24 protein-coding genes and 1 riboswitch are annotated in these 23,992 nt (G+C 65.1%); of the genes, 16 read left to right on the forward strand and 8 right to left on the reverse strand.

The window, feature by feature from the left end:
* The first annotated feature begins 2 nt into the window (after window positions 1–2).
* The 5 genes from ACODS4_RS15740 to ACODS4_RS15760 all read left to right on the forward strand — a co-directional run bounded on the left by ACODS4_RS15740 (window position 3) and on the right by ACODS4_RS15760 (window position 3,735).
* On the forward strand, window positions 3–305 hold the full coding sequence (locus ACODS4_RS15740) for a chorismate mutase (RefSeq protein WP_119829502.1): 303 nt from the start codon (window positions 3–5) through the stop codon (window positions 303–305).
* 15 nt (window positions 306–320) lie between these two features.
* A complete protein-coding gene (gene lpdA / locus ACODS4_RS15745) occupies window positions 321–1,718 on the forward strand; it encodes a dihydrolipoyl dehydrogenase (RefSeq protein ID WP_488865237.1) in 1,398 nt (465 codons plus the stop codon).
* Window positions 1,719–1,762: 44 nt separating this feature from the next.
* Window positions 1,763–2,248: a DUF29 domain-containing protein gene (locus ACODS4_RS15750; protein WP_488865239.1), complete on the forward strand. Its 486-nt coding sequence runs from the start codon at window positions 1,763–1,765 to the stop codon at window positions 2,246–2,248.
* A gap of 62 nt (window positions 2,249–2,310) precedes the next feature.
* A complete protein-coding gene (lipA, locus tag ACODS4_RS15755; protein ID WP_488865241.1) occupies window positions 2,311–3,267 on the forward strand; it encodes a lipoyl synthase in 957 nt (318 codons plus the stop codon).
* 21 nt (window positions 3,268–3,288) lie between these two features.
* Window positions 3,289–3,735, forward strand: a complete 447-nt coding sequence (locus ACODS4_RS15760; RefSeq protein ID WP_488865243.1) for a type II toxin-antitoxin system RatA family toxin — start codon at window positions 3,289–3,291, stop codon at window positions 3,733–3,735.
* Window positions 3,736–3,741: 6 nt separating this feature from the next.
* Here the strand turns inward: ACODS4_RS15760 and ACODS4_RS15765 are convergent, their stop codons facing one another.
* Window positions 3,742–4,245, reverse strand: coding sequence for a CinA family protein (locus tag ACODS4_RS15765; RefSeq protein WP_488865245.1), 504 nt, complete (start codon window positions 4,243–4,245; stop codon window positions 3,742–3,744).
* 276 nt (window positions 4,246–4,521) lie between these two features.
* Entirely contained in the window at window positions 4,522–5,697 is a 1,176-nt protein-coding gene (locus tag ACODS4_RS15770; protein WP_488865247.1) for a bifunctional 2-C-methyl-D-erythritol 4-phosphate cytidylyltransferase/2-C-methyl-D-erythritol 2,4-cyclodiphosphate synthase, read from the reverse strand.
* 154 nt (window positions 5,698–5,851) lie between these two features.
* Here ACODS4_RS15770 and ACODS4_RS15775 point away from each other — a divergent pair, with 154 nt between their 5' ends.
* The 6 genes from ACODS4_RS15775 to ntrX all read left to right on the forward strand — a co-directional run bounded on the left by ACODS4_RS15775 (window position 5,852) and on the right by ntrX (window position 14,280).
* Window positions 5,852–6,682: a cytochrome C assembly family protein gene (locus tag ACODS4_RS15775; protein WP_488865249.1), complete on the forward strand. Its 831-nt coding sequence runs from the start codon at window positions 5,852–5,854 to the stop codon at window positions 6,680–6,682.
* A gap of 119 nt (window positions 6,683–6,801) precedes the next feature.
* Window positions 6,802–7,788 carry a tRNA dihydrouridine synthase DusB gene (dusB, locus tag ACODS4_RS15780; RefSeq protein WP_488865251.1) on the forward strand — a complete coding sequence of 329 codons (987 nt, stop codon included), beginning with the start codon at window positions 6,802–6,804 and terminating at the stop codon, window positions 7,786–7,788.
* Window positions 7,788–8,972, forward strand: coding sequence for a two-component system sensor histidine kinase NtrB (locus ACODS4_RS15785; RefSeq protein ID WP_488865253.1), 1,185 nt, complete (start codon window positions 7,788–7,790; stop codon window positions 8,970–8,972). The genes dusB and ACODS4_RS15785 overlap by 1 nt, the downstream gene beginning before the upstream one ends.
* Entirely contained in the window at window positions 8,972–10,417 is a 1,446-nt protein-coding gene (gene ntrC / locus ACODS4_RS15790; RefSeq protein ID WP_488865255.1) for a nitrogen regulation protein NR(I), read from the forward strand. The genes ACODS4_RS15785 and ntrC overlap by 1 nt, the downstream gene beginning before the upstream one ends.
* 169 nt (window positions 10,418–10,586) lie before the next feature.
* Window positions 10,587–12,893 carry a sensor histidine kinase NtrY-like gene (locus tag ACODS4_RS15795; RefSeq protein ID WP_488865257.1) on the forward strand — a complete coding sequence of 769 codons (2,307 nt, stop codon included), beginning with the start codon at window positions 10,587–10,589 and terminating at the stop codon, window positions 12,891–12,893.
* The gene (gene ntrX / locus ACODS4_RS15800) at window positions 12,883–14,280 is read left to right on the forward strand and encodes a nitrogen assimilation response regulator NtrX (RefSeq protein ID WP_488865259.1); all 1,398 of its coding nucleotides are present in this window, start codon (window positions 12,883–12,885) and stop codon (window positions 14,278–14,280) included. The genes ACODS4_RS15795 and ntrX overlap by 11 nt, the downstream gene beginning before the upstream one ends.
* Before the next feature lie 238 nt (window positions 14,281–14,518).
* Here ntrX and ACODS4_RS15805 read toward each other — a convergent pair whose 3' ends face one another.
* Window positions 14,519–15,142 carry a hypothetical protein gene (locus tag ACODS4_RS15805; RefSeq protein WP_488865261.1) on the reverse strand — a complete coding sequence of 208 codons (624 nt, stop codon included), beginning with the start codon at window positions 15,140–15,142 and terminating at the stop codon, window positions 14,519–14,521.
* A 322-nt stretch (window positions 15,143–15,464) separates the two neighbouring features.
* Here ACODS4_RS15805 and ACODS4_RS15810 point away from each other — a divergent pair, with 322 nt between their 5' ends.
* The 4 genes from ACODS4_RS15810 (at window position 15,465) to ACODS4_RS15825 (ending at window position 18,544) form a co-directional block, all read left to right on the forward strand.
* Window positions 15,465–16,139, forward strand: coding sequence for an HAD family hydrolase (locus tag ACODS4_RS15810; protein WP_488865263.1), 675 nt, complete (start codon window positions 15,465–15,467; stop codon window positions 16,137–16,139).
* A gap of 96 nt (window positions 16,140–16,235) precedes the next feature.
* The gene (gene hfq, locus ACODS4_RS15815; protein ID WP_012974114.1) at window positions 16,236–16,484 is read left to right on the forward strand and encodes an RNA chaperone Hfq; all 249 of its coding nucleotides are present in this window, start codon (window positions 16,236–16,238) and stop codon (window positions 16,482–16,484) included.
* Window positions 16,485–16,488: 4 nt separating this feature from the next.
* Window positions 16,489–17,805 carry a GTPase HflX gene (gene hflX, locus ACODS4_RS15820; RefSeq protein WP_488865266.1) on the forward strand — a complete coding sequence of 439 codons (1,317 nt, stop codon included), beginning with the start codon at window positions 16,489–16,491 and terminating at the stop codon, window positions 17,803–17,805.
* Window positions 17,806–17,956: 151 nt separating this feature from the next.
* Window positions 17,957–18,544, forward strand: coding sequence for a hypothetical protein (locus tag ACODS4_RS15825; RefSeq protein ID WP_488865268.1), 588 nt, complete (start codon window positions 17,957–17,959; stop codon window positions 18,542–18,544).
* Window positions 18,545–18,557: 13 nt separating this feature from the next.
* On the opposite strand, the gene ACODS4_RS15830 is transcribed toward ACODS4_RS15825, so the two are convergent.
* A complete protein-coding gene (locus ACODS4_RS15830; RefSeq protein WP_488865269.1) occupies window positions 18,558–19,205 on the reverse strand; it encodes an aspartyl/asparaginyl beta-hydroxylase domain-containing protein in 648 nt (215 codons plus the stop codon).
* Window positions 19,206–19,387: 182 nt separating this feature from the next.
* Between ACODS4_RS15830 and ACODS4_RS15835 the strand changes: the two genes are divergently transcribed.
* Complete coding sequence (locus ACODS4_RS15835) at window positions 19,388–20,215, forward strand: inositol monophosphatase family protein (protein ID WP_488865271.1); 828 nt, start codon at window positions 19,388–19,390, stop codon at window positions 20,213–20,215.
* Between the two features lie 23 nt (window positions 20,216–20,238).
* On the opposite strand, the gene ACODS4_RS15840 is transcribed toward ACODS4_RS15835, so the two are convergent.
* The 4 genes from ACODS4_RS15840 to ACODS4_RS15855 form a co-directional block, all read right to left on the reverse strand.
* Complete coding sequence (locus tag ACODS4_RS15840) at window positions 20,239–21,063, reverse strand: universal stress protein (RefSeq protein WP_488865273.1); 825 nt, start codon at window positions 21,061–21,063, stop codon at window positions 20,239–20,241.
* 191 nt (window positions 21,064–21,254) lie between these two features.
* The gene (locus ACODS4_RS15845; protein WP_488865275.1) at window positions 21,255–22,196 is read right to left on the reverse strand and encodes an ABC transporter substrate-binding protein; all 942 of its coding nucleotides are present in this window, start codon (window positions 22,194–22,196) and stop codon (window positions 21,255–21,257) included.
* Window positions 22,197–22,219: 23 nt separating this feature from the next.
* A complete protein-coding gene (locus tag ACODS4_RS15850) occupies window positions 22,220–22,990 on the reverse strand; it encodes an ABC transporter permease (protein ID WP_488865277.1) in 771 nt (256 codons plus the stop codon).
* Entirely contained in the window at window positions 22,987–23,781 is a 795-nt protein-coding gene (locus ACODS4_RS15855) for an ABC transporter ATP-binding protein (RefSeq protein WP_488865279.1), read from the reverse strand. Before ACODS4_RS15855 ends, ACODS4_RS15850 begins: the two co-directional genes overlap by 4 nt.
* Window positions 23,778–23,886: riboswitch (TPP riboswitch) on the reverse strand. It overlaps the preceding gene by 4 nt.
* Window positions 23,887–23,992: the final 106 nt, after the last annotated feature.

Here is a 23,992-nt window from a genome sequence, read left to right on the forward strand (position 1 = left end):
TTTTGTCCAACAGCCTTGCCCCGCTGCGCGCCGAGATCGACGCCATCGACGACGAGATCGTCGCGTTGCTGGGAAAACGCCTGTCCGTCGTCCACCGCGTCGCCGTGGTGAAACAGGCGGAAGGTTTGCCCGCCGTCCTGCCCGACCGCGTCGAAGCGGTCAAGGCGCGGGCGGCGGAGCGCGGCAAGGCGCATGGCCTGGATCCGGCTTTCATGGCCACCCTGTACCAGACGATCATCGACGAGGCGTGCCGGGTCGAAGAGGGCATCTTCGCCGCCGGAACCCAGGACGCGCCTCGCTCCTGAATGGGGAGAACACCCTTGGCCGACATGAATTACGACGTCATCGTCATCGGCGGCGGGCCGGGCGGTTACGTGGCGGCGATCCGCGCCGCGCAGCTTGGCCTGCACACCGCCGTCATCGAGCGTGAAAACCTCGGCGGCATCTGCCTGAACTGGGGCTGCATTCCGACCAAGGCGCTGCTGCGCTCGGCCGAAGTGCTGCATCTGGCCAAACACGCCGCCGATTACGGTCTGGTCGTGCAGAACCCGACCTTCGACCTGGACAAGGTCGTCCAGCGCTCGCGCAAGGTCGCGGCCCAGCTCAACGGCGGCGTCAAGCATCTGTTGAAGAAGAACAAGGTCACGGTCATCGAGGGCGCCGCCAAGCTGGCGGGCAAGGGCCTGGTGGCGGTGACGAAGGGCAATGCGCCCGTCGGCACCTTCGGGGCCAAGCACATCATCATCGCGACGGGCGCCCGCGCCCGCACGCTGCCCGGCCTGGAAGACGACGGCAAGCTGGTCTGGACCTACCGCAAGGCGATGACGCCCGACGTCATGCCGAAGTCGCTGCTGGTCATCGGCTCCGGCGCCATCGGCATCGAGTTCGCCAGCTTCTACAACGCGTTGGGCGCGAACGTCACGGTGGTCGAGGTGATGGACCGCATCCTCCCGGTCGAGGATGAGGAAATCTCCGGCCTCGCCCGCAAGGCGTTTGAAAAGCAGGGGATGCGCGTCATCACCGGCGGCAAGGCCGGGAACCTGCGCAAGGGCGCCGACAGCGTGACGGTCGCCGTCGAGCATGGCGGCAAGGTCGAAGACATCACGGTGGACCGCGTGATCGTCGCCGTCGGCATCTCGCCGAACACCGAAAATCTCGGGCTGGAAACCACCAAGGTCAAGACCGACCGTGGCCACATCCAAGCCAACCAATATTGCGAAACGGACGAGCCGGGCGTCTACGCCATCGGCGACGTCACCGGCGCGCCCTGGCTCGCCCACAAGGCCAGCCACGAGGGCGTGATCGTCGCGGAACACATCGCGGGCAAGCATCCGCACCCGCTGAACGTCCGCAACATCCCCGGCTGCACCTATTCCCATCCCCAGGTCGCTTCGGTCGGTCTGACGGAGAAGAAGGCCAAGGAGCTGGGTTACGAGGTGAGGGTCGGTCGCTTCCCCTTCATGGGCAACGGCAAGGCCATCGCCCTTGGCGAACCGGAGGGTCTGGTCAAGACCATCTTCGACGCCAAGACCGGCGAATTGCTGGGCGCCCACATGATCGGGGCCGAGGTCACGGAACTGATCCAGGGTTATGGCGTCGCCAAGACCATGGAGACGACCGAGGCCGAACTGATGCACACGGTGTTCCCGCACCCGACCCTGTCGGAAATGATGCATGAGTCGGTCCTTGATGCCTATGGCCGCGCGATCCACTTTTAGTTAGCCTTGCCGAGGCGACGTTTTCTCAAACGTGGATCGGGTCGATGGACCGTGCTGGCGTCGGGTATGACGAGGATTTCTACGCCTGGACGCAAAGTCAGGCGGCGGAGCTTCGTCGCGCCGACGCCGAACGGGACAACCGGCCGATCGACTGGGCGAACGTCGCCGAGGAGATCGAAAGCATGGGGCGCAGCCAGAAATCAGACATCGACAGCCGATTGTCCGTGCTGTTGGTCCATCTTCTGAAATGGCTGTGTTGCCCCGATCTGCGCGACCGTTGCGAACGCGGATGGCGTCTGACCATCCGCGAGCAGCGCAAGAAGATCCTCCGCGAAATCAAAGACAGCCCCAGCCTGCGCGCCTATGTCGTAGACGCCTTTGCCGAGGCCTACGACGACGCCCGGCTGCGCGTCGCCGTCGAGGCCGACGCGCCGGATGGGCAATTTCCCAACGAGGCGCCTTTCACGCTTGACCAGGCGCTCGATCCGGCCTATCCGCCCGAGTTGTTTCCGCCCGAAGGGCGGATCTGACCGCCTTTTCCGTTCCTTTCTTCGGGGCCGCGCTGTAGTCGGCCGTCGGGAGTCTTTCAGCCATGTCCCTCGTCGACCAGACCGAAAAGCCGCGCCACCCCGAAAAGGCCCACAAGCCCGACAACCCGATCCAGCGCAAACCCGCCTGGATTCGCGTCAAGGCGCCGATGAGCCAGGAATACAACGAGACCCGCAGCCTGATGCGCGGCCTCAAGCTGAACACCGTCTGCGAAGAGGCGGCCTGCCCGAACATCGGCGAATGCTGGAAGCACAAGCACGCCACCTTCATGATCTTGGGCGCGATCTGCACGCGCGGCTGCGCCTTCTGCAACGTCGAAACCGGACGCCCCGACAAGCTGGACCCGCATGAGCCGGAGAAGGTTGCGGAAGCCGTCGGCCAGTTGAAGCTGCACCATGTCGTCATCACCTCGGTGGACCGCGACGATCTGGACGATGGCGGGGCGGAGCATTTCGCCCGCACCATCCGCGCCGTGCGCGCCGCCTCGCCCAGCACGACGATTGAGATTCTGACGCCCGATTTCCAGAAGAAGAAGGGCGCGTTGGAGGTGGTGGTCGCCGCCAAGCCCGACGTGTTCAACCACAATCTGGAAACCGTGCCGCGCCTGTACCCGACGATCCGTCCGGGCGCCCGCTATTTCACCTCGCTGCAATTGCTGGCGCGGGTGAAGGAGTTGGATCCGACGATCTTCACCAAATCCGGCATGATGGCCGGTCTGGGCGAGACGAAGGAGGAGGTCGGGCAGGTGATGGACGATCTGCGCGCCGCCGATGTGGACTTTTTGACGATTGGGCAGTATCTCCAGCCGACGCCCAAGCATGTGGCGGTTGACCGTTTCGTAACGCCGGAGGAATTCGACGGCTATTCGACGGTGGGCCGTGGCAAGGGCTTCCTGCTGGTGGCGTCGTCGCCCTTGACGCGCTCGTCCTACCACGCGGGCGCCGATTTTGAAAAGCTGCGGGAGGCCCGGCTGCGCAAGCTGGGGATCGCGGCGGGATAAGGGACAGGACAGGGTACTGGAATGCCGACGCACGCGGAAAAGAAGATACTTCCCTACACGCCGCAGCAAATGTACGCGCTGGTCGCCGATGTGGAGAAATATCCCGAATTTCTGCCCTGGTGCTTGGCGTCCCGCATCCGCAAGCGCGAAGGCGCGGTGATGTTCGCGGACCTCATCATCGGTTTCAAGATGGTCCGCGAACGCTTCACCTCACGCGTCGAATTGAACGAGGCGGAGCGCCGCATCAACGTTCAGTACACCGACGGGCCGTTCCAGTATCTGAACAACCATTGGATTTTCCTGGAGCATGAGGGCGGTTGCTGCGTCGATTTCTACGTCGATTTCGAGTTCCGCTCCAAAATGCTGCAAAAAATCATGGGCCTGCTGTTCAACGAGGCGGTGCGCCGCATGGTCCATGCCTTCGAGACGCGGGCGGATCAGCTTTACGGGCGTCCGCCTGAGCGCTGAGATTCCTTATCGGAAGCTGCCGGTCGGTCGGGCCAGCCGCAGCCGCTCCAACGCCGCCTGCACCGTCGCCAGACGCACCGCGCTGCGGTCGCCGGTGAAGGTGTATTCCTTGGCCCGCGCGTCGCCGCCGCGCACGGCGGTGGCGATGTAGACGCGGCCAACCGGCTTTTCCGAGGTTCCGCCGTCCGGTCCGGCGATTCCCGTCACCGCCACCGTCACGTCGGCCCGCGACCGGGCCAGCGCGCCCACCGCCATCGCCACCGCCACCTCCGGGCTGACGGCGCCATGGGCGTGCAGCAGGCTGGCGGGCACCCGCAGCATTTCCGTCTTGGCGATGTTGGTGTAGGTGACGAAACCGCGATCCACCACCTTCGACGATCCGGCGATGTCGGTCAGCGCCCCGGCGATCAACCCGCCCGTGCAGGATTCCGCCGTCGCCAGCATGTAGCCGGACATTCCATATTCGGCGAGCGTCTGGGCGGCGAGATCGCGGATGAGATCGGGGAACATGGAAGCTCTTCTCCGGGAACGTTTTTTCAACGCGACGGCAGTCTAACCCGATTGTCGGCGATCCTGGAAGTCATCCCGGCGCGCGGTCAGGGCAATCGGGTCAATGCCTGGAGTTCCCGATGCAGGAGAACCGTCATCCCCGCGAAGGCGGGGATCCAGGCTTACTGAAAACATTCGCTCGGCGAACTCTGGATCCCCGCCTGCGAGGGGATGACGCACAATCCCATTTCCGGGTCTACAATCCTTGACCCGACTGCCCCGGCGCGCCGCTGACCCTCACCCCGGAAGGCGGATGGTGGCGACCGCCTGAGCGGCGATTCCCTCGCCGCGCCCGGTGAAGCCCAGCCGTTCGGTGGTCGTCGCCTTGACGCTGACGCGGTCCTCGGCGATTCCCAGAATGTCGGCGATCCGGGCGGCCATCGCCGCGCGGTGCGGGCCGACTTTGGGGCGTTCGCAAATGATGGTGACGTCGGCGTGGGCGATGATCCCGCCGCGTTCGGCCACAAGGTCGGCGGCGTGGCGCAGGAATCGGGCGCTGTCGGCCCCGCGCCAACGCGGATCGCTGGGCGGAAAATGGCTGCCGATGTCCCCGGCGGCCAGCGCGCCCAGAATGGCGTCGGTCAGCGCGTGCAACCCGACGTCGGCGTCGGAATGGCCGTCCAGCCCCTGGTCGTGCGGCACGCGCAGACCGCACAGCGTGACGAAATCCCCCTTGGTGAAGCGGTGAACGTCAAAGCCCGTGCCGGTGCGGATGTCGCCCAGCCCAGCCATCAGGGCGCGGGCGGCGCGGGTCAGGTCGTCGGGGGTCGTCACTTTGAAATTGTCCTCGGTGGCGGGGATGAGGCGCACCGGCAGCCCGGCCCGTTCGGCGACCGCCGCGTCGTCGGTCAGGGCCAGCCCGGCGGCGGCGCGGTGGGCGTCCAAAATGTCGGCGAAGCGGAAGCCCTGCGGGGTTTGCGCCCGCCACAGCCCGTCGCGGTCCACCGTAGCCCCGACCAGCCCGTGCGCCCCGCGCTTGAGCGTGTCGGCCACCGGAACGGCGGCGATGGCGCCGGGCGTCTCGTCCAGCGCGTCGATGACGGCGCCGATGGTCGCCGCGTCGGTCAGCGGGCGGGCGGCGTCGTGGATCAGCACGCGGGCGGGCGGAGCGACCAGCGCGGCGAGCGCCTCCAGCCCGTTGCGCACCGAATCCTGGCGGGTCGCGCCGCCCGTCACCGGCTCCGGCAGGGTCAGACCGGCGACGGCGCGGTCATACTGCGCGCGCCATGCCGGGTCGATCACCACCTGCACGCCGGTGATCCGGGGGTGGTTGAGGAAGGCGTCCAAGGTGCGGCGCAGGATCGGTTTGCCGAGCAGGTCGAGATATTGTTTGGGCCGCTCCGCCCCGAAACGCTGGCCGGAACCACCGGCGACGATGAGGGCGATGCAGGGCAGGGGCGCGCTGGCGGGCATGGGTCAAACCGTAAAAGGACGTCAAGGACACTTGACGGGATCGCGGCGGAGCCTAGCCTGTCGCCGTGGTTCCGCCAAGACCCGCGACCGGCGCGCCCCCATCGGGGCGGCGTTCGGGATCGCGGCAGCGGGAAACAGGAGCGCGGTCGGCCTGATGTCGCAGAATTTTCTTTTGAGCCTCACGGCGTTGCTGGCGCTGTTGCCGGCGTCGATCTACCCCTACCGCCGCGTCGCCGGACGGGGGGAGGATGGGCGCGGCTGGGCCTTTTGGGGGGCCTTGCTGTTGGCCGCCGCCGGGCCGGGCATGTGGGCGGTTCTTCAGGTCGCCGGGCAATGGCAGACCGGCTTTTCCACGGCGCTGTGGGTGACGGTCGCCGCCTGCATGGCGCTGTTTCTGCCGCTCAGCCGCTTTCACCGGGCGGCGTGGCGGCTGGCCCCGCTGCTGTTGCCCTACCTGCTGGTGGTCGGAGCGTTGGCGACGCTGACCGAGGACGCGCCCGCCCCGGTGTTGCGCGGCGGCGCGCCGGGTGTGTGGATCGACCTGCACATCGCCGTGTCGGTCTTCACCTACGCCCTGCTGACCTTGAGCGCCGTCGCCTCGCTCGCCGCCTTCCTGCAAGAGCGGGCGTTGAAGAGCAAGCGCCCGACTCCGCTGACCCGCTTCCTGCCGCCGGTGGCCGAGAGCGAGCGTTTGCAGGTCGCCCTGCTGGTGGCGTCGGAGGTCGTGTTGGGCGTCGGACTCGCCAGCGGCATGGCCGTGCTGCATTTCGAGCAGGGGATGCCGCTGCGCGTCGATCACAAGACGCTGCTGTCGTTGGCGACCTTCGTGGTGGTCGGGGTTCTGCTGATCGCCCAGTACCGCACCGGCATGCGCGGGCGGACGGCGGCGCGGCTGGTGTTGATCGCCTATCTGCTGCTGACGCTGGCCTATCCGGGGGTGAAGTTCGTCTCCATCATCCTGTTGGGCCAACCGGCTTGGGCGTGACGTTTGCGGCAATATCCGGCGCGAATCGGGCTTCGCACTTGCACAATGGCGCGTTTGCGTGCTACCGTGCCTAATTCATCGGCATATTTCTGTTTTGCCCAGCAAGCGGGCAGGTGCGAATGACCCTTCAAATCGGCCCTCTCACGCTCGCCGGACCCGTCATCCTGGCGCCCATGTCGGGCGTGACGGATCTGCCGTTCCGGCGTCTGGTCAAGCGCGCGGGCTGCGGCCTCGTCGTCTCGGAAATGGTCGCCAGCCAGGCGATGATCCGCGAAAATCGCGAAACGCTGCGCATGGTGCAGACCGAACCGGAAGAATTTCCGATGGCGGTCCAACTCGCGGGCTGCGAACCAGAGGTGATGGCCGAAGCGGCCAAGCTGAACCAGGATCGCGGCGCCGCGCTGATCGACCTGAATTTCGGCTGCCCGGTCAAAAAAGTGGTGAACGGCAACGCCGGGTCGTCCCTGATGCGCGACGAGCGGCACGCCGCCCGCATTCTGGAGGCGACGGTCAAGGCGGTCAGCATCCCCGTCACCTTGAAGATGCGCACCGGCTGGGACGAGAGCAACCGCAACGCCCCGTCGCTGGCCCGCATCGCCGAGAACGCCGGAATCAAAATGGTGACGGTCCATGGCCGCACCCGCAACCAGTTCTACACCGGCTCCGCCGACTGGACGTTCGTCCGTCAGGTGAAAGACGCGGTGTCGATTCCGGTCATCGTCAACGGCGACATTGGGACGCTGGAGGATGTGGACGCAGCGTTGGCCCAATCCGGGGCCGACGGCGTGATGATCGGGCGCGGCGCCTATGGCCGTCCCTGGTTTCCCGCGCAGGCGATGCGGCATCTGCAAGACGGCGTTCGTCTGCCCGATCCATCCCTGTTGGAGCGGATGGAGACGCTGCTGGAGCATTTCGACGCCATGCTCAGCCATTACGGGATCGAGGGCGGCGTCCGCGTCGCCCGCAAGCATGTGGCCTGGTATTCCACCGGCGTGCGCGGCTCCAACGAGTTCCGCCAGGAGGTCAACCGCTTGGGCGATCCCGACGCGGTGCGCCAATGCATCCGTGATTTCTTCGTTCCGGCAATCGAAAGGATGGCCGCCTGATGGATCCTGTGCCGACTGGCGCACCGACGCGCAGCCGCAACCGGACTCGCGCCGGAAACCCGCGCGCGCCCCGCATCGACGCCTCCGTGGTTCTGAACACGCTGCCCGATCCGGTTCTGGTGGTGGACGCCGCCAACGAGATCCGTTTCGTCAATCTGGAGGCGCAGGAGTTTTTCGACCTGTCCTTCAGCTCGATGGACGGCATGCCGTTGGCCGAGCTGTTGCCGCCCGACAGCCCGGTGGTCGGCTTGATCGAGCAGGTGCGGCGGGGCAGCCGCCGCGTCTCGCAAGAGGGCGTCATCATCGACACCCCGCGCATCGGCCCGCATCATGTGACGGTCCAGGTGGCCAGCATGGGCGACCCGCCCGACCATGTGCTGCTGACGGTGCATGAGCGGTCCATCGCCCGCAAAATCGACAACTCGCTGACCCACCGCCACGCCGCCCGCTCCGTCACGGCGATGGCGTCGATGCTGGCGCATGAGGTGAAAAACCCGCTGTCGGGCATCCGGGGCGCGGCCCAGCTTCTGGAAGAAAACGCGGACGAGCAGGACCGCGTGCTGACCCGGTTGATCTGCGACGAGGCCGACCGCATCGTCGCCCTGGTCAACCGGATGGAGGTGTTTTCCGACGAGCGCCCGTTGGAGCGCGCCGACGTCAACATCCACACGGTGCTGGAGCATGTCCGCAACGTCGCCCAGAGCGGCTTTGCCCGAAAAATACGCTTTGTTGAGCGGTATGACCCATCTTTGCCCGCTGTTTACGGAAATCGCGACCAACTTGTGCAGGTTTTCCTAAACCTGATTAAAAATGCGGCAGAGGCTGCCCCGGAAACAGGCGGCGAGATCACGCTCAGCACATCCTATCAGCAGGGGGTGCGCATGGCGCTTCCCGGCGGCGACACCCGGCTGCATCTGCCGTTGCTGGTGTCCGTCCAGGATAATGGCGACGGCATTCCGGAAGACTTGCGGTCCAACCTGTTCGATCCGTTCGTGACCAGCAAAGTGAACGGAACTGGCCTTGGTCTTGCATTGGTGGCGAAACTCATCGGCGATCACGGCGGAACCATCGAGTTCGACAGCCAGCCGCGCCGTACCGTCTTCAAGGTGTCGCTGCCCATGTATGATGATTCGCAGATTTCCCAGAATGTCTCGCTGGTCCGGGGCGGTCGAGGGGGTCGTTGATGACTGCGGCGACCATCCTGATCGCGGACGACGATCGCGCCATTCGCACCGTTCTGACGCAGGCCCTGGGCCGTCTGGGGCACGAGGTGCGCACGACCGGCAACGCCGCCACGCTGTGGCGCTGGGTGGCGGACGGGCAGGGCGATCTGGTCATCACCGACGTGGTGATGCCGGATGAAAACGGCCTGGATCTGATTCCGCGCATCAAAAAACTGCGCCCCGAACTGCGCGTCATCGTGATGAGCGCGCAGAACACGCTGATAACCGCCCTGAAGGCGGCGGAGCGCGGGGCGTTCGAGTATCTGCCCAAGCCCTTCGACCTGAAGGAACTGGTGTCGGTCGTCGAGCGGGCGTTGAATTCCAACACCCCCGCCGCGCCGATGGCGAACGATCCGAACGATGGCGACGAACAATTGCCGTTGATTGGCCGTTCCCCGGCCATGCAGGAAATTTACCGGGTGCTCGCCCGGCTGATGGGCACCGACCTGACGGTGATGATTACCGGCGAGTCCGGCACCGGCAAGGAACTGGTGGCTCGCGCGCTCCATGATTACGGCAAGCGGCGGAACGGGGCCTTCGTCGCCATCAACATGGCGGCGATCCCGCGCGAGCTGATTGAATCCGAACTGTTCGGGCATGAGAAGGGGGCCTTCACCGGGGCCACCAACCGCTCGACCGGGCGTTTCGAGCAGGCCCAGGGCGGCACCCTGTTCCTCGACGAAATCGGCGACATGCCGCTGGAGGCGCAAACCCGCCTGCTGCGCGTGTTGCAGGAGGGCGAATACACCACCGTCGGCGGGCGCACGCCGATCAAGACCGACGTCCGCATCATCGCGGCGACCCACCGTGATCTGCGCACGCTGATCCGCCAGGGCCTGTTCCGCGAGGATCTGTTCTACCGCCTGTGCGTCGTGCCGATCCGTCTGCCGCCGCTGCGCGAGCGGACGGAGGACATTCCGTTGCTGGTCCGCCATTTCCTCAACATCGGCATCAGCCAGGGTCTGCCCGCCAAGAGCATCGACCAAGGGGCGATGGACCGGCTGAAGCGCTACCGCTGGCCCGGCAACGTCCGCGAGTTGGAAAATCTGGTCCGCCGTCTGGCCGCGCTCTATTCGCAAGAGGTCATCAGCCTGGACGTGGTGGAGGCCGAGTTGGCCGACGCCGCCCCCGCCGCCCAGCCGGTCGAGGAAACCCAGAGCGAGGGGCTTTCGGCGGCGGTCGAACGCCATCTGAAGGATTACTTCGCCGCGCACAAGGACGGCATCCCGTCCAACGGTCTCTATGACCGGGTGTTGCGCGAGATTGAGCGGCCCCTGATTTCGCTCAGCCTGTCGGCGACGCGCGGCAACCAGATCAAGGCGGCGCAGATGCTGGGGTTGAACCGCAACACCCTGCGCAAGAAGATCCGCGACCTCGACATCCAGGTGATGCGGGGCATCAAGTAGGGACGCTTTTCCACCGCGCATCTTGTGACTTTTTTGCGACAGGCTTTGGCTCCAACCTCCCCCGATTGGGGGCGACGGAGCCAAAGCGTCTTGTGAAATGTCCTGTGGTTGTCGCTTGGCAATGCGGCAACAGAGGTGTATCTTTCCGGCAACAGATTAGCGCCGGATCATGCCAACGACGTCTGAAAATCCATCCCCTCTGTGGCAACGGTTTCTCCACTGGTCGGCGCGCATGGGGCTGACCAAGCGGTTGGCTTTCGCCCTGTCGTTGGCCGCCTTGGCGGCGGGTTTCGCGACCTACGCGGCGATGACGGAAAGCGCGCCTTTCGGCCAATCCAACCCGCGCACCGTCACTTTGCTGCTGACGCTGGATCTGGCCCTGCTGCTCACCTTGGGCGTGCTGATTTCGCGCCGGATCGTCGGCATCTGGATGGGGCGGCGGCGCGGCTTGGCCGGTTCGCGGCTGCACACCCGGCTGGTGTTGGTGTTCAGCCTGTTGGCCGTCGCCCCCGCCATCATCATGGCGGTGTTCTCCACCATCTTTTTCTATGTCGGGGTGCAAAGCTGGTTCAGCGACCGGGTGCGCACGGCGGTCAACGAGTCGCTGGTCGTCGCCAGCGCCTATTTGCACGAACACCAGCAAAACATCCGCGCCGACGCGCTGGCGATGGCGAACGATCTGTCGCAGGAGGCTCGGTTGTCGAGCGATCCGCACCGATTCGAGCAGATCGTCGCCACCCAATCCATGTTGCGCGCCCTGTCGGAGGCCATTGTTTTCAACGGCACCACCGGCGCGATCATCGCCCGGTCGGGCTACACCTTCACCCTGGAGTTCGACCCGATTCCTGAGGAGAAACTCCAGATCGCCCGGCGGGGCGAGGTGGTGTTGATCGTCAGCGAGAACGACGACCGGGTGCGGGCGCTGGTCGGGTTGGACCGGGTGTCCGACAGTTTCCTTTATGTCGGGCGCATGGTGGAACCGCGCGTGCTGTCCCACATGGCCGCCGCGCAAGGGGCGGTGAAGGAATACGCCGATCTGGAAAACCAGCGCGGCAGCCTGCAAATCACCTTCACCCTGATTTTCCTGGTGGTGGCGCTGCTGCTGCTGCTGGCGGCGGTGTGGGCCGGGCTGAACTTCGCCACCCGTCTGGCCCGCCCGATCAGCGCCCTGATTGGCGCGGCGGAACGGGTGCGCGCCGGTGATTTGACCGTGCGGGTTGTGGAGCCGCCGGGCGAGGATGAGTTTGTTCTGCTGTCCCGCGCCTTCAACCGCATGACCACGGAGATCGAGGGGCAGCGGCGCGAATTGCTGTCCACCAACCGCCTGTTGGACGAGCGGCGGCGCTTCACCGAAACCGTGCTGGCGGGCGTGTCCGCCGGCGTGCTTGGGCTGGACGGCGCAGCCCGAATCAATCTGCCGAACCTGTCGGCGGCGCGTCTGCTGGGGGTGGAGGATCCCGAAACATTGATCGGCGTCGCCTTGGCCGACCTGTCGCCGGACATGGCCGATTTGCTGGAAAACGCGCCCAAACGGCCGGGCCGTGTGGTGCAGGATCAAATCCAACTGCGCCGCCCCGGTTCCGCCACGCTCACCCTGTTGGTCCGCATCGCGGCGGAAGGGCGTGGCGGCGAGGTGCGCGGCTATGTCGTGACCTTCGACGACATCACCGAACTGGTGTCGGCCCAACGCAAGGCGGCTTGGGCCGACGTGGCGCGGCGCATCGCGCACGAGATCAAGAATCCGCTGACGCCGATCCAACTGTCCGCCGAGCGTCTGCGCCGCAAATATCTGAAGGAAATCACCAGCGACACCGAGGTGTTCACCATGTGCACGGACACCATCGTCCGGCAGGTGGACGACATCCGGCGCATGGTGGATGAGTTCTCCGCCTTCGCGCGGATGCCGCAACCGGTGATGAAGCCCTGCAACATCAATGATTTGGTTCGTCAGGCGGTGTTCCTGCAATCCAGCGCCCACAGCGGCAGCATTCGATTCGACACCCGTTTGCCGTCGGGGCCGCTGACGGTGGCGTGCGACAGCCGTCAGATCTCCCAGGCGTTGACCAACCTGTTGCAGAACGCCGCCGACGCCATCGAAGGCCGCGCGCCATCGGCTGACGGCTCCCCCCTGCCGGGCGGCGAGGTCTCGATCACGGTGGTGAGCGACGACGAAAAGGTGACGCTGACCATCGAGGACAATGGCAAAGGTCTGCCGACCGACGAGCAGCGCGACCGGCTGACCGAACCCTATGTGACGACGCGGGCCAAAGGCACCGGCCTTGGCTTGGCCATCGTCAAGAAGATCATGGAAGACCATGGCGGCGCGTTGACGCTGAGCGACCGTGACGGCGGTCCCGGCGCGCGCGTGGCTTTGGTGATTCCACACCCTGTTGCGACCGTGGCGAACACCGCCGGACGCGACGACAGGCCGGCGGAGACCGGCGGAGAGATGAGGCACGCAGCCCATGGCGCATGACATTCTGATCGTCGATGACGAGGCCGACATTCGGATGCTGATCGCCGGCATCCTGAACGATGAAGGCATCAAGACGCGGGAGGCCGCCGACGCCGATCAGGCCTTCGCCCAAGTGTCGGCGCGGCGGCCCAGTCTGGTGGTGCTCGACATTTGGCTTCAGGGCAGCCGTTTGGACGGTTTGCAAATTCTGGAGCAGTTGATGCGCGATCACGCGAACCTGCCCGTCATCATGATTTCCGGCCATGGCAACATCGAAACCGCTGTCCAGGCGATCAAGATCGGCGCCTACGACTTCATCGAAAAGCCCTTCAAGGCCGACCGCTTGTTGTTGATGGTCGAACGCGCGGTCGAGGCGTCGCGGCTGAAGCGGGAAAACCAGGAGTTGAAGCTGCGCGCCGGGGGCGACGTCGAGCTGATTGGCCGCTCCTCCGCCGTCAACCAGATGCGGCAGAGCATCGAAAAGGTGGCGCCGACGGGCAGCCGCGTGCTCATCACCGGCCCCGCCGGGTCGGGCAAGGAGGTGGTGGCCCGGCTGATCCACGCCCGCTCGCGCCGCAACGACGGTCCCTTCGTCGGGCTGAATTGCGCCACCATGCGGCCGGAACGGCTGGAGATGGAGCTGTTCGGCACCGAAGCCGGGGTGGACGGCCATGGCAAGATCGGCACCTTCGAGCAGGCCCATGGCGGCACGCTGCTGCTGGACGAGGTGGCCGACATGCCGTTGGAAACCCAGGGCAAGATCGTCCGCGCCTTGCAAGAGCAAGTGTTCGAGCGGGTCGGCGGCGGCCAGCGGGTCGAGGTCGACGTCCGGGTGATCGCCACCTCCAACCGCGACCTTCAGGCGGAGATCGACCAGGGGCGATTTCGCCAGGATCTGTTCTACCGTCTGTCGGTGGTTCCGATCCGCGTGCCGTCGCTGACCGAACGGCGCGAGGACATCCCGCATCTGGCGCGTCATTTCATGCAGCGTTCCGCCGAAGGAGCGGGCCTGCCGGCGCGCGAGTTTGGCGAAGACGCGATGGCGGCGCTCCAGGCCTATGACTGGCCGGGCAACGTCCGCCAATTGCGCAACGTCGTTGATTGGCTGCTGATTATGGCGCAAGGCGATCTGAAGGAGCCGATTCGCGCCGACACCTTGCCGCCGGAAATCGGCGCCATCACCCCGACCGTTCTGAAATGGGACAAGGGCGGCGAAATCATGGGTCTGCCGCTGCGCGAAGCCCGCGAGGTGTTCGAGCGCGAGTATCTGTTGGCCCAGGTCACGCGCTTTGGCGGCAACATCTCGCGCACCGCGTCCTTCGTCGGCATGGAGCGCTCAGCCCTGCACCGCAAGCTGAAGTCGCTGGGCGTCCATGGCAGCGAAAAGGGCAAGCTGTTCATCGAGTGACGAACCGCTTGTTGTGTTCGCCGCTGTGTGAAGCGACACGCTTGAATGGGGATCAGGACGTGGCTCTTCAATCTTATCGATTAGAGCAGATCGCGTTAAATCGGGATCGATTTGACGCGTGAATCTGCTCGATAAATCAAAGCCTAGAGCGCCGTGCTGTTTCACATTTTGGGCACGGTGCTCTAGAATGATGACGGATGTGAATCGCTTTTCCGTACCGAGCATCCGCTTGAACGGGTCAAATCGGAAAGGGGGGAAGCCAATCGCGCTCAACGCAATAGTTGTAAGCGGATACCAAAGTTGACACTGCAACTATAATAAACCCTACCTTTTCAGGAAATTTAGGTAGAACCTGAAGAAGTAAAAAATATTTTTCAGAATATAAACTATTTTCATTTATTATGCTGATTGCGAATCCTGATATATTTATCAGAGAGATGAGTTTTGCAAAAATTGTATGGCACGCGCCTAGAAATACAAAATACAGAACTCCAATAACGAACATTAAAATTATTGGAAATTGATATGAAAATATCATAACATCAGCATTGCTCATCGAGTACAAAAGGAGTGCGTAGAATAGAACTATAAAGAGAATAAATTGCCTTGCACTGAATGGAGGACTTTGATTGAAAAACCCAATTCGGATGGCTTGAACTGAGAAGAAAGAAATAGCCGGAAAGGCGATGAGAGACAAAGCGCTTTCGCCAAAAAAGGATATGCTCTTGACCATGCTTTCCCAAGCGCCAAGAACCAAAACGGATTTGTCGGAAGCAAACGCATAAATAACGGGGAGGGTCGATCCGATGATATCTTTCCTCAATGATTTTCTAATTTTTTGACTGCTGGCGGCATGCTCCATCGCGCTTGAAAACATAAGGTATGGGACGGTAAAAAATATGAAAATGAGAAAAATTATTGGCATTTGTTTCTCGGTATCAATTTTTATGAGATTGCGAGGATTCGTGAATTGATAAAACGGGATCGTGTTCCGAAACGCTCACCTTATCTATGCGGATTCGGAAAGGAAATCAACGGAAAGGAGAATAATTCATTTTCACTGTCGGATAAAGACGTTTCAACCGTGTGATTGCGAAAAATATTAATAAATTCACTTATCCTCATGATACCAATGCTCGTTGTGAGATATTTTTGAATAAATCGGAGAAAGTGATTTGTCTAAAATGTTTAAAATTCCGCGCGCCGTCCTCTATGATTGGGACAACACGCTGGTCGACAATTGGGGCACCGTGCGCGCCGCCTTGAATCACGCGCTGGTCTCGTTCGATCTTCCCGCCTGGGACGAGGAGGAGGCGCGCGTCCGCATCAAGCAATCGCTGCGCGACAGCTTCCCGCGCATCTTCGGCGAGCGTTGGACCGAGGCGCGCGACCTGTTCTACGCCTATTTCGCCGCCCATCATTTGGAGCATTTGCGCCCGTTGCCGGGGGCCGAATCGCTGCTGCGGTCCTTCGCCGAACGCAGGATTTATCAGGCGGTGGTGTCGAACAAGACTGGAAAATTCCTGCGGGCGGAGGCCGAGGCGCTGGGCTGGACCCAGTATTTCGGGCGGCTGGTCGGGGCGCAGGACGCGCCGTTCGACAAGCCGCACGCCGCCCCGGTGCGGATGGCGCTGGAGCCGTCGGGGCTGGAGCCGGGACCGCATGTCTGGTTTTTGGGGGACGCGGACATCGATATGGAATGCGCCCATGGCGCCGGTCTGGTTCCGGTGTTAATAGGGCAGGGCGAGGGGAGCGGCTTTGATCGCTTTCCCCCCGCTCACCGTCACGCCGATTGCGAAGCCTTGTGTGGCTTGGTTGGCGCGGGTGGTGATACCATATCCGTTCAGTCGGGTGTTTGAGCCGGTCCCGTGATTGGGGCGGAGCGGCGCCGTGGACGAAAGTGGATCGACCCCGCAAAGGTTGGTCCCAAGAACATTCAAGAAGGGGGCATCTTAATGTCTGAAAAAAGCCAGAACGTGCAGGACGTGTTTCTCAACCACGTTCGTAAAAACAAGACTCCCGTCACCGTCTTTCTTGTGAATGGCGTGAAACTTCAGGGCATCATCACTTGGTTCGACAATTTCTCGGTTCTGTTGCGGCGCGACGCGCATTCGCAACTGGTCTACAAGCACGCGATTTCGACGGTCATGCCGGCGCATCCGATTCAACTCTTCGAGCCGCCCAAGGAAGGTGAGAGCGTCTGATCCCATGACCAATGACGAAGGCGCGGCGCCGTTGGGCGCTGGCCGTGTGATCGTGGTCCACCCCGTCCTCCGCAGCGAGGCGGACGGGGTTTCTCGCCCCCCCGAATCCTGTTTGGAGGAGGCGGTCGGCCTCGCCCAGGCGATCGAGCTGGATGTCATCCACGCCGAATGCGTCAAGGTGAACCGCCCGCAGCCCGCGACTCTGCTCGGCTCCGGCACGGTGGAGCATCTGGCCGAACGGGTGGAGGAACAAGAGGCTGACCTCGTCATCCTCGACCACGCTCTGTCCCCGGTGCAGCAACGCAATCTGGAACGCGCGCTCAAGGCCAAGGTCATCGACCGCACCGGCCTGATTCTGGAGATTTTCGGCGCCCGCGCCCGCACGCGGGAAGGCATGCTCCAGGTCGAACTGGCGTCGCTGACCTATCAGAAATCCCGCTTGGTGCGGTCCTGGACTCACCTCGAACGCCAGCGCGGCGGCTTCGGCTTCCTTGGCGGTCCCGGCGAATCGCAGCTTGAGATGGACCGCCGTCTGATCGGCGACCGCATCATCAAGATCAAGAAGGAGCTGGACGAGGTGCGGCGCACCCGTGGTCTGCACCGCAAGGCGCGGGCCAAGGTGCCCTATCCGGTGGTGGCGCTGGTCGGCTACACCAACGCCGGGAAATCCACCCTGTTCAACCGGCTGGCCAACGCCGACGTCTTCGCCAAGGATCTGCTGTTCGCCACGCTGGACCCGACCATGCGTCAGGTCACGCTGCCGTCGGGCCGCAAGGTGATCCTGTCGGACACGGTGGGCTTCATCTCCGATCTGCCGCACGGTCTGGTCGCCGCCTTCCGCGCCACGCTGGAGGAGGTGGACGCCGCCGACATCATCCTGCACGTCCGCGACGTCGCCCACATCGACACCGACGCCCAGCGCGCCGACGTCTATGAGGTGTTGAGCGACATGGGGCTGGAGGCCGACAACGACGAGCGGGTGATCGAGGTTCTGAACAAGATCGATTCGCTCGACGAGGACAGCCGCGCGGCGGTTCTGACCCAGACGGCGCGCAACCCGCGCGCCGTGGCGGTCTCCGCCCGGACGGGGGAGGGAATCGACGCGCTCGACCGGCTGCTGGACGAGCGGATGAACGCCCATCGTCGGGTCGTCGATCTCGACGTCGCTCTGGACGACGGCGCCGCGCTCGCGTGGCTCTACTCCAAGGGCGAGGTGCTGGAACGGCGCGACGACGAGGAGCGGGCGCATTTGCAGATCTCAATCGATCCCGCCGATCTGGCGCGGTTTGAGAAGCGCTTCCTGCAACAGCCCGATCTCTGATCGGCGTCACGCGAGGGATGACGGAAGCGGGCGCGTTGGCGACGGCGCGCCCGCTTCCGTTTTTCGTTCGCCCGTCCGCGCGACTTGGCGGATGACGGCGCCCCCGCCCCGAGGTCATAATGGCCGGGTGGCCATCGCTTCCGGGTTCTTCGTGCGCGTTCGTTCTGTTCTTCTGCCGCTGGCCTTTGCGCTGGCCTGGCCTGTTCTGACGTCCGGTCCGGCGGTTGCGCAGCAGCCGCCGACGCGGCATGTCCGTCCGCCCTTGCCGCCCGGCTATGTCGAGGAACCGGACACCCCCCCGGAAGATCCGTTGCCGCCGCCGCCCCGTGAATTTCAGATCGCCCCAGCGGAACCGCTGGTCGAAGCGCCCGACGCCGCCGCCTTGCTGAAGGCGTGCAAGGAGCAGGCCTTCACCGACTGTTTCCGTTTGTGGCAGCCGCCTCCGCCGCCGCCTCCGGAGCCAGAACCGGAAAAGGACACGGCGACCACGACACCCCCGGCGCCGCCTGATCCCAAGGCGCCGCGTGAACCGGCGCAGGGCGGTCCCGTGCCGCCGCCGCCGCCCAACCCCGCGAAGGACGCCGCCGCCGCCGCCGAAGACAAGGCGACGTTTGACGCCTTGGCCAAGGCGCTGAAGGACAGCGGCCTGGACGGAAAGGTTCTGCTGACCAACCCGACCGGCGACGGCCCAACGCTGAAGCTGGACAGCAAACCACCGGCGGCGCCGCCCAAACGGTGACGCGCCGTCGCTGTCAGCGAGCGGACCGCCACGCCTGGAACGCGTTCCGCGCCGTTTCGGCCAACTGATGGCGAAGCGGCGCGTTCTCCGCCAACGCCGCCGGGGCCAGACCGCGCACCCAATCGGTGGATGGCGCGTCGATCAAAAGAACGATGCGTTGGCGGTCGGCGTCGTTTTCCACCTGATGCGGAAACGAAAAATCGCCGGTCCAGGCGACTCCTTCGGGATAGGCGACGGTCTCCGACCCAATCAGGGTTTTTGCCCCCGGCGGGGCGTGAATGGGAACCAGAAGACGGCATTCGGGCAGGTGAAGGGCCTGGTTGTCGAAATGCCAGGCCAAACGCCCGCGCGGCGGCTGACGGCTGATGCAACAACGAAACACGGGCGCGGCGAATCGCTCCAAAAGCGCGCGAACGCTCGGCATCCGATCCAGCAAGGGGGTTGCGGCGTCTTTGAGGCCGACGTCCTTCGTCAACGGTTGACTGACCAGGGTGATCGACGTCCATTCGCCGCCGCCGCTGAAGAAATCCCGCTGATCGGGCGGCAGCGAGGCGTCCAGCGCGTCGAATTCCGCCTGGAGCGCCGCGATGTCCGTGCGGAGATTCAGCGGAGCGTGCAGCGTCAATCCGCTGCCGACGGTTGCCTCTTGCCACGCGAACATCACCGGGGTCCTTCTCGTTTCAACCGAATGTCTGGCATAACAAGCCCGCCGTCCAACCGCCAGAGGGCGTTGTTTCGGGAGCGCTTGTGACGCAGGCGCGCGCCCATGCCCCCTGTCGTTTTGGCCAGCTTGAGGTCATTGTGAAGGTCCACGTTCAACGCGAACAAGGCGAGCGACCACCCGTGAACACCCCCTCCCACCCCCCGCTGGCGTTGCCCGACGTCGATCAGGTGTCGGCCTTGATCCGCGCGGTGGCCAAGACCGAGATTTTGCCCTGGTTCCGCAATCTGAACGCCGCCGCCATCCGGGAAAAGACGGGGCCGCTGGATCTGGTGACGCTGGCCGACGAGGCGGCGGAGCGCGCCTTGACTCCCGCCCTGGCCGACCTGCTGCCCGGCAGCCGCGTGGTGGGCGAAGAGGCGGCGTCCGAGGATGAACGCGTGTTCGATCATCTCGACGGCGACGCCCCGGTGTGGATCATCGACCCGGTGGACGGCACGATGAATTTCGCCCAGGGCCGCCCGCTGTTCGCGGTGATCGTCGCCCTGGTCCATCGTGGCGAAACCATCGCCGGTTGGATTCATGACCCGATGGATGGACGCATGGCGACGGCGGTGAAGGGGCAAGGAGCGTGGCTGGACGGGCGGCGGGCGCGGGTGGCCGAGTCCGTTCCCCTGTCGGCGATGGTCGGCGCCCTGTCCACCCGCTTTTGCGGCGCGGCGATGGCCGCCCAGCTTGAGGAGCGGGCGGGCGGGCTGGGCGAGCGGGCCAACCTGTCCAGCGCCGCGCAGGAGTATTTGCGGTTGCTGGAGGGACGGGCGCATTATTCGCTCTACCACCGGCTGATGCCGTGGGACCACGCCGCCGGGGTGTTGATGCACGCCGAGGCGGGCGGATACGCCGCGCTGAGCGATGGATCCCCCTATCGCCCCACCTTGCGAAGCGGCAGCCTGTTGGCCGCGCCCGACGCCGAAAGCTGGCGGGCGTTGCGCGACCACTTGTTCGGCTGAAGGGCGGGCCGAAGCCCGTCCGCTCAGTGCGACATCAGGACGGGCAGCGGCGTGTTGGCCAGAACGCTGCGGGTGGCCCCGCCCAGCACCAGTTCCCGCAGGCGGGAATGGCCATAGGCCCCCATGACCAGCAGATCCGCGCCGATGTCCCCGGCGCAGGCGAGAATCAGGTCGCCAACCTCGCCGCCAAGCGCCACCGACGGGTGATGGTGCGCGGCGATGCCGTGACGGGTCAGCCATGCGACCAAAGCGACGCCATCCTCATGGCCCTTGCCCGCCGAGTCGATGGTCAGCACGGTGACGCGCTCCGCCTCCTCCAGAAAGGGCATGGCGTTGCGGACGGCGCGCGCCGCTTCGCGGCTGTTCTTCCAGGCGATGAGAATGTTGCGTCCGATGGGGGTGCTCGCCGGTTGGACTGGCGGCAACAGCAAGGTGGGGCCGACGGTTTCCAACGGCAGCCGATCCGGCGCGTGCAGAGCCACCCGCTCTCCCGATCGTTGGGCGGCGGATTGGGCGATGATGGTCAGATCGGCGTAGGGCGCCCGTTCGGCCAGCAGGGCGACATGGTCGCCCTCTTCCACGCTCCAGGAGTAAGACAAATCGGCCAGCGCCAATTTGACCTCGGCCTCGATCCGTTCGGCGTTCTCATGGGCGATGGCGGTCGCCTCGGCGATGTAGCCGTAAGAGGCGGCGCGTCCGGTGGCCCCGGCGGGCATCGACACCGGGGTGGCGATGTAAAGCGCCTGGACATGGGCGGAAAAACGCTTGGCCAGCATGGCGGCCACGGCCAGACGGGTGGCGTGGGCGTCGTCGTTGGCCATGTGCAGAAGAATGGTCTTGATCGGCATCCCAAATATCCCCCGGTCTGATCGGCCTCGCCGCCGGCCTCCTGCCGTTGGCCTGAGCGTCAGACCGGCGGCAGGAGCGTCGCCCGTTAGAGGTAACGCCCCGCGCCATCGGAAGGCAATGGGCTGTCGCTGTCCTGCGCCGCTAAGTCGCGTCGCCGGACGTCGCTGAACTTGGCTGAACTTGATGGCCCTTACTGGACGACCACCGCGTAACGCTCCACCGGCTCCACCGTCTTGATGAGGCCGCGCGCCTTCAGGAATTCGGCGAAGCGGGCGTAACGGGCGGAATCAAGCGCCGCCGGGCTGTGCGAGAAGCGCGGCAAGGTGTCGGCCCAGGCGCGGCGGTTCAACTCGTCGTTCAGTTCCGGGCGGCCCTTGACGAAGGCGGCCTGCGCCTCTTCCGGGTGGTTCAGGATGTAAAGCGTCGCGCGTTCCACCGCGTCGAGGAAGCGCTTGACGCGGGGATCGCCGGTCTTGTCCTTGTGGGCGACGACGATCAGCTCGTCATAGGGGGGGACGCCCTCCTCTTCGGGATAAAAGGCGCGGCCCGGATGCTTTTCAATGTCCATCTGGTTGAGTTCAAAATTGCGGAAGGCCCCAATCACCGCGTCCACCTGCCCCGACAGCAGCGACGGCGACAGCGAGAAATTCACATTCACCAGCGTGACGTCGTTCAGGCTCAGGCCCTGCTTTTCCAGCATGGCGCCCAGCAGCGCGTCTTCAAACCCGGCGATGGAGAAGCCGACCTTGCGGCCCTTCAGATCCTTCAGGCTCTTGATCGGGCCGTCGCGCAGAGCGACCACGGCGTTGAGCGGGGTGGAGATCAGCGTGCCGACGCGGACCAGCGGCAACCCTTCCGCCACCTGGATGATCTGTTGCGGCTGGTAGGAAATGGCCAGATCGGCCCCGCCCGCCGCCACCAGCTTGGGCGGGTCGTTGGGGTCGGCGGGGGCGGTCAGCGTCACGTCCAGCCCGACGTCTTTGAAAAAGCCCTTTTCCTGGGCGACGATCAACGGGGCGTGGTCGGGGTTAACGAACCAGTCGAGCATCACCGACAGCTTGTCCTGCGCGGTCGCGGGCGCGGCGGCCAGCAGACCGGCGAGGATGGTGGTCACGGTGAACAGGCGCTTCATCCTGAACAATCCTTATGGCGGGGTTAGGCTGAATCGTCAGCGGGTTGGGTGTCGGGCTGCCAGGGCAGGGCGCGGCGGGCCAGCGCGTCCACGGCGGCGTAAAGCGCCACGGCGAACAGGCCCAGAACCAGCACGGCGGCGAACAGCAGGTCGATTTGCATCCGGGCGTTGGCGTGCAGCATCAGATAGCCAAGACCCGACGAGGAGCCGACCCACTCGCCGATCACCGCGCCAATCGGCGCGACGGCGGCGGCGACCCGCACCCCTGACCAGAAGGCGGGCTGGGCGGCGGGCAGGCGGATCACCCACAACGTGGCGGCGGGCGTCGCCCCCATGGTGCGGGCGAGGTCCAGCCAGCCCGGCTCCGTCCGGCGCAGCCCGTCGAACAGGGCCGTCGTCACCGGGAAATAGATGACGAGAACCGCCATGGCGATCTTGGACGCCATGCCGTACCCCAGCCACAGCACCAGCAGGGGGGCCAGCGCGAAGACCGGAATCGCTTGGCTGACCACCAGCAGCGGCATCAGCCAGCGCCGCGCCGTGCGGAAACGCGCCAAGGTCAGGGCGCTGAGGCCGCCCAAAGCGACACCGCCCAGCAGGCCAAGAATGATTTCGGTCAGCGTGGTCAAACCATGCTGGAGCAGCAAGGGGGCCTGCCGTTGCATCGCCTCGGCCACCGCCAGCGGGCTGGGCAACAGATAGCGCGGCAGGCCGGTGAGCCAGACCAACGTCTGCCAGCCGCCCAGAAGAACCGCGAGCGTGACGGCGAGGCGCGCCAGCGGGGCGATCATCATCCGGCCAATCTCCGCAACAGCTCAGCCTGGAGCGCCAGCAACGCCGGGTCATCGACCCGCCGGGGCGCGATTCCGGGCGGGGTCAGCGCCGGGCCGACGCTGGCCGGGCGCCCGGTCATCACATGCAGCCGGTCGCCGATGCGCAACGCCTCCAACGGGTCGTGCGTCACCATCAACACGGTGCGGCCAACCAGGGTTTCCGCCGCCGTCTCCTGAAGCCGCAGCCGGGTCAACGCGTCCAGCGCCGAAAACGGCTCGTCCATCAGGACCAGCGGCTTGTCTTCCATCAGGGTGCGGGCCAGCGCCACCCGTTGCCGCTGGCCGCCCGACAGGGTGGCGGGCCGGTCGCCCTCCCGCCCGGCCAGACCAACGCGGTCCAGCAGGGCGGCGGCGCGGGCCGCCTGTTCCGGGGTGACGCGTTTGCGCCGCAGCCGGTCGCCCAACAGCACGTTGTCGAGCGCCGACAGCCAGGGCAGCAGCAGATCCTGTTGGGCCATGTAGGCGACGCGCCCGGCCAGCGGCAAACCATCGTCCGTTTCCACCCGCGTCGGCGCTTCCGGCTCCGCCAGTCCGGCGAGGATGCGCAGCAGGGTGGTTTTGCCGACGCCGCTCGGTCCCAGCAGGCAGGTGGTGCGCCCGGCCTCCAGCGTCAGACTCAGATCGGAAAACAGGACGTCGCCGCCATAGGTCAGACGCGCCGACGACACCCGCACCGCCAGCGGCGCGGCGGGCAACGGTACAGGGGGGGAGCGAAAGGGCGAAGCGCCCGCGACGCGGTCGATCTGGTCCATGGGCGGCTCACTGATCCCTACGCCGGCATGAACCGGATCAGGTTCCAGGGGTCGTCTCAGCGCTTGAGACCTCTCAGCCGACCATCGGCTCCCCCCAGTGAAGGCACGGACTATAGGCGCGGCGCGGCGTCGCCCGCAAGAGCGGCGTCGGGCGCGCCAGGGCAATCGCTTGAACGAAGAGATCGGGGATGTCTGACAAGATTTGACACGG

The sequence above is a fragment of the Azospirillum sp. FG154 genome (assembly GCF_057809575.1).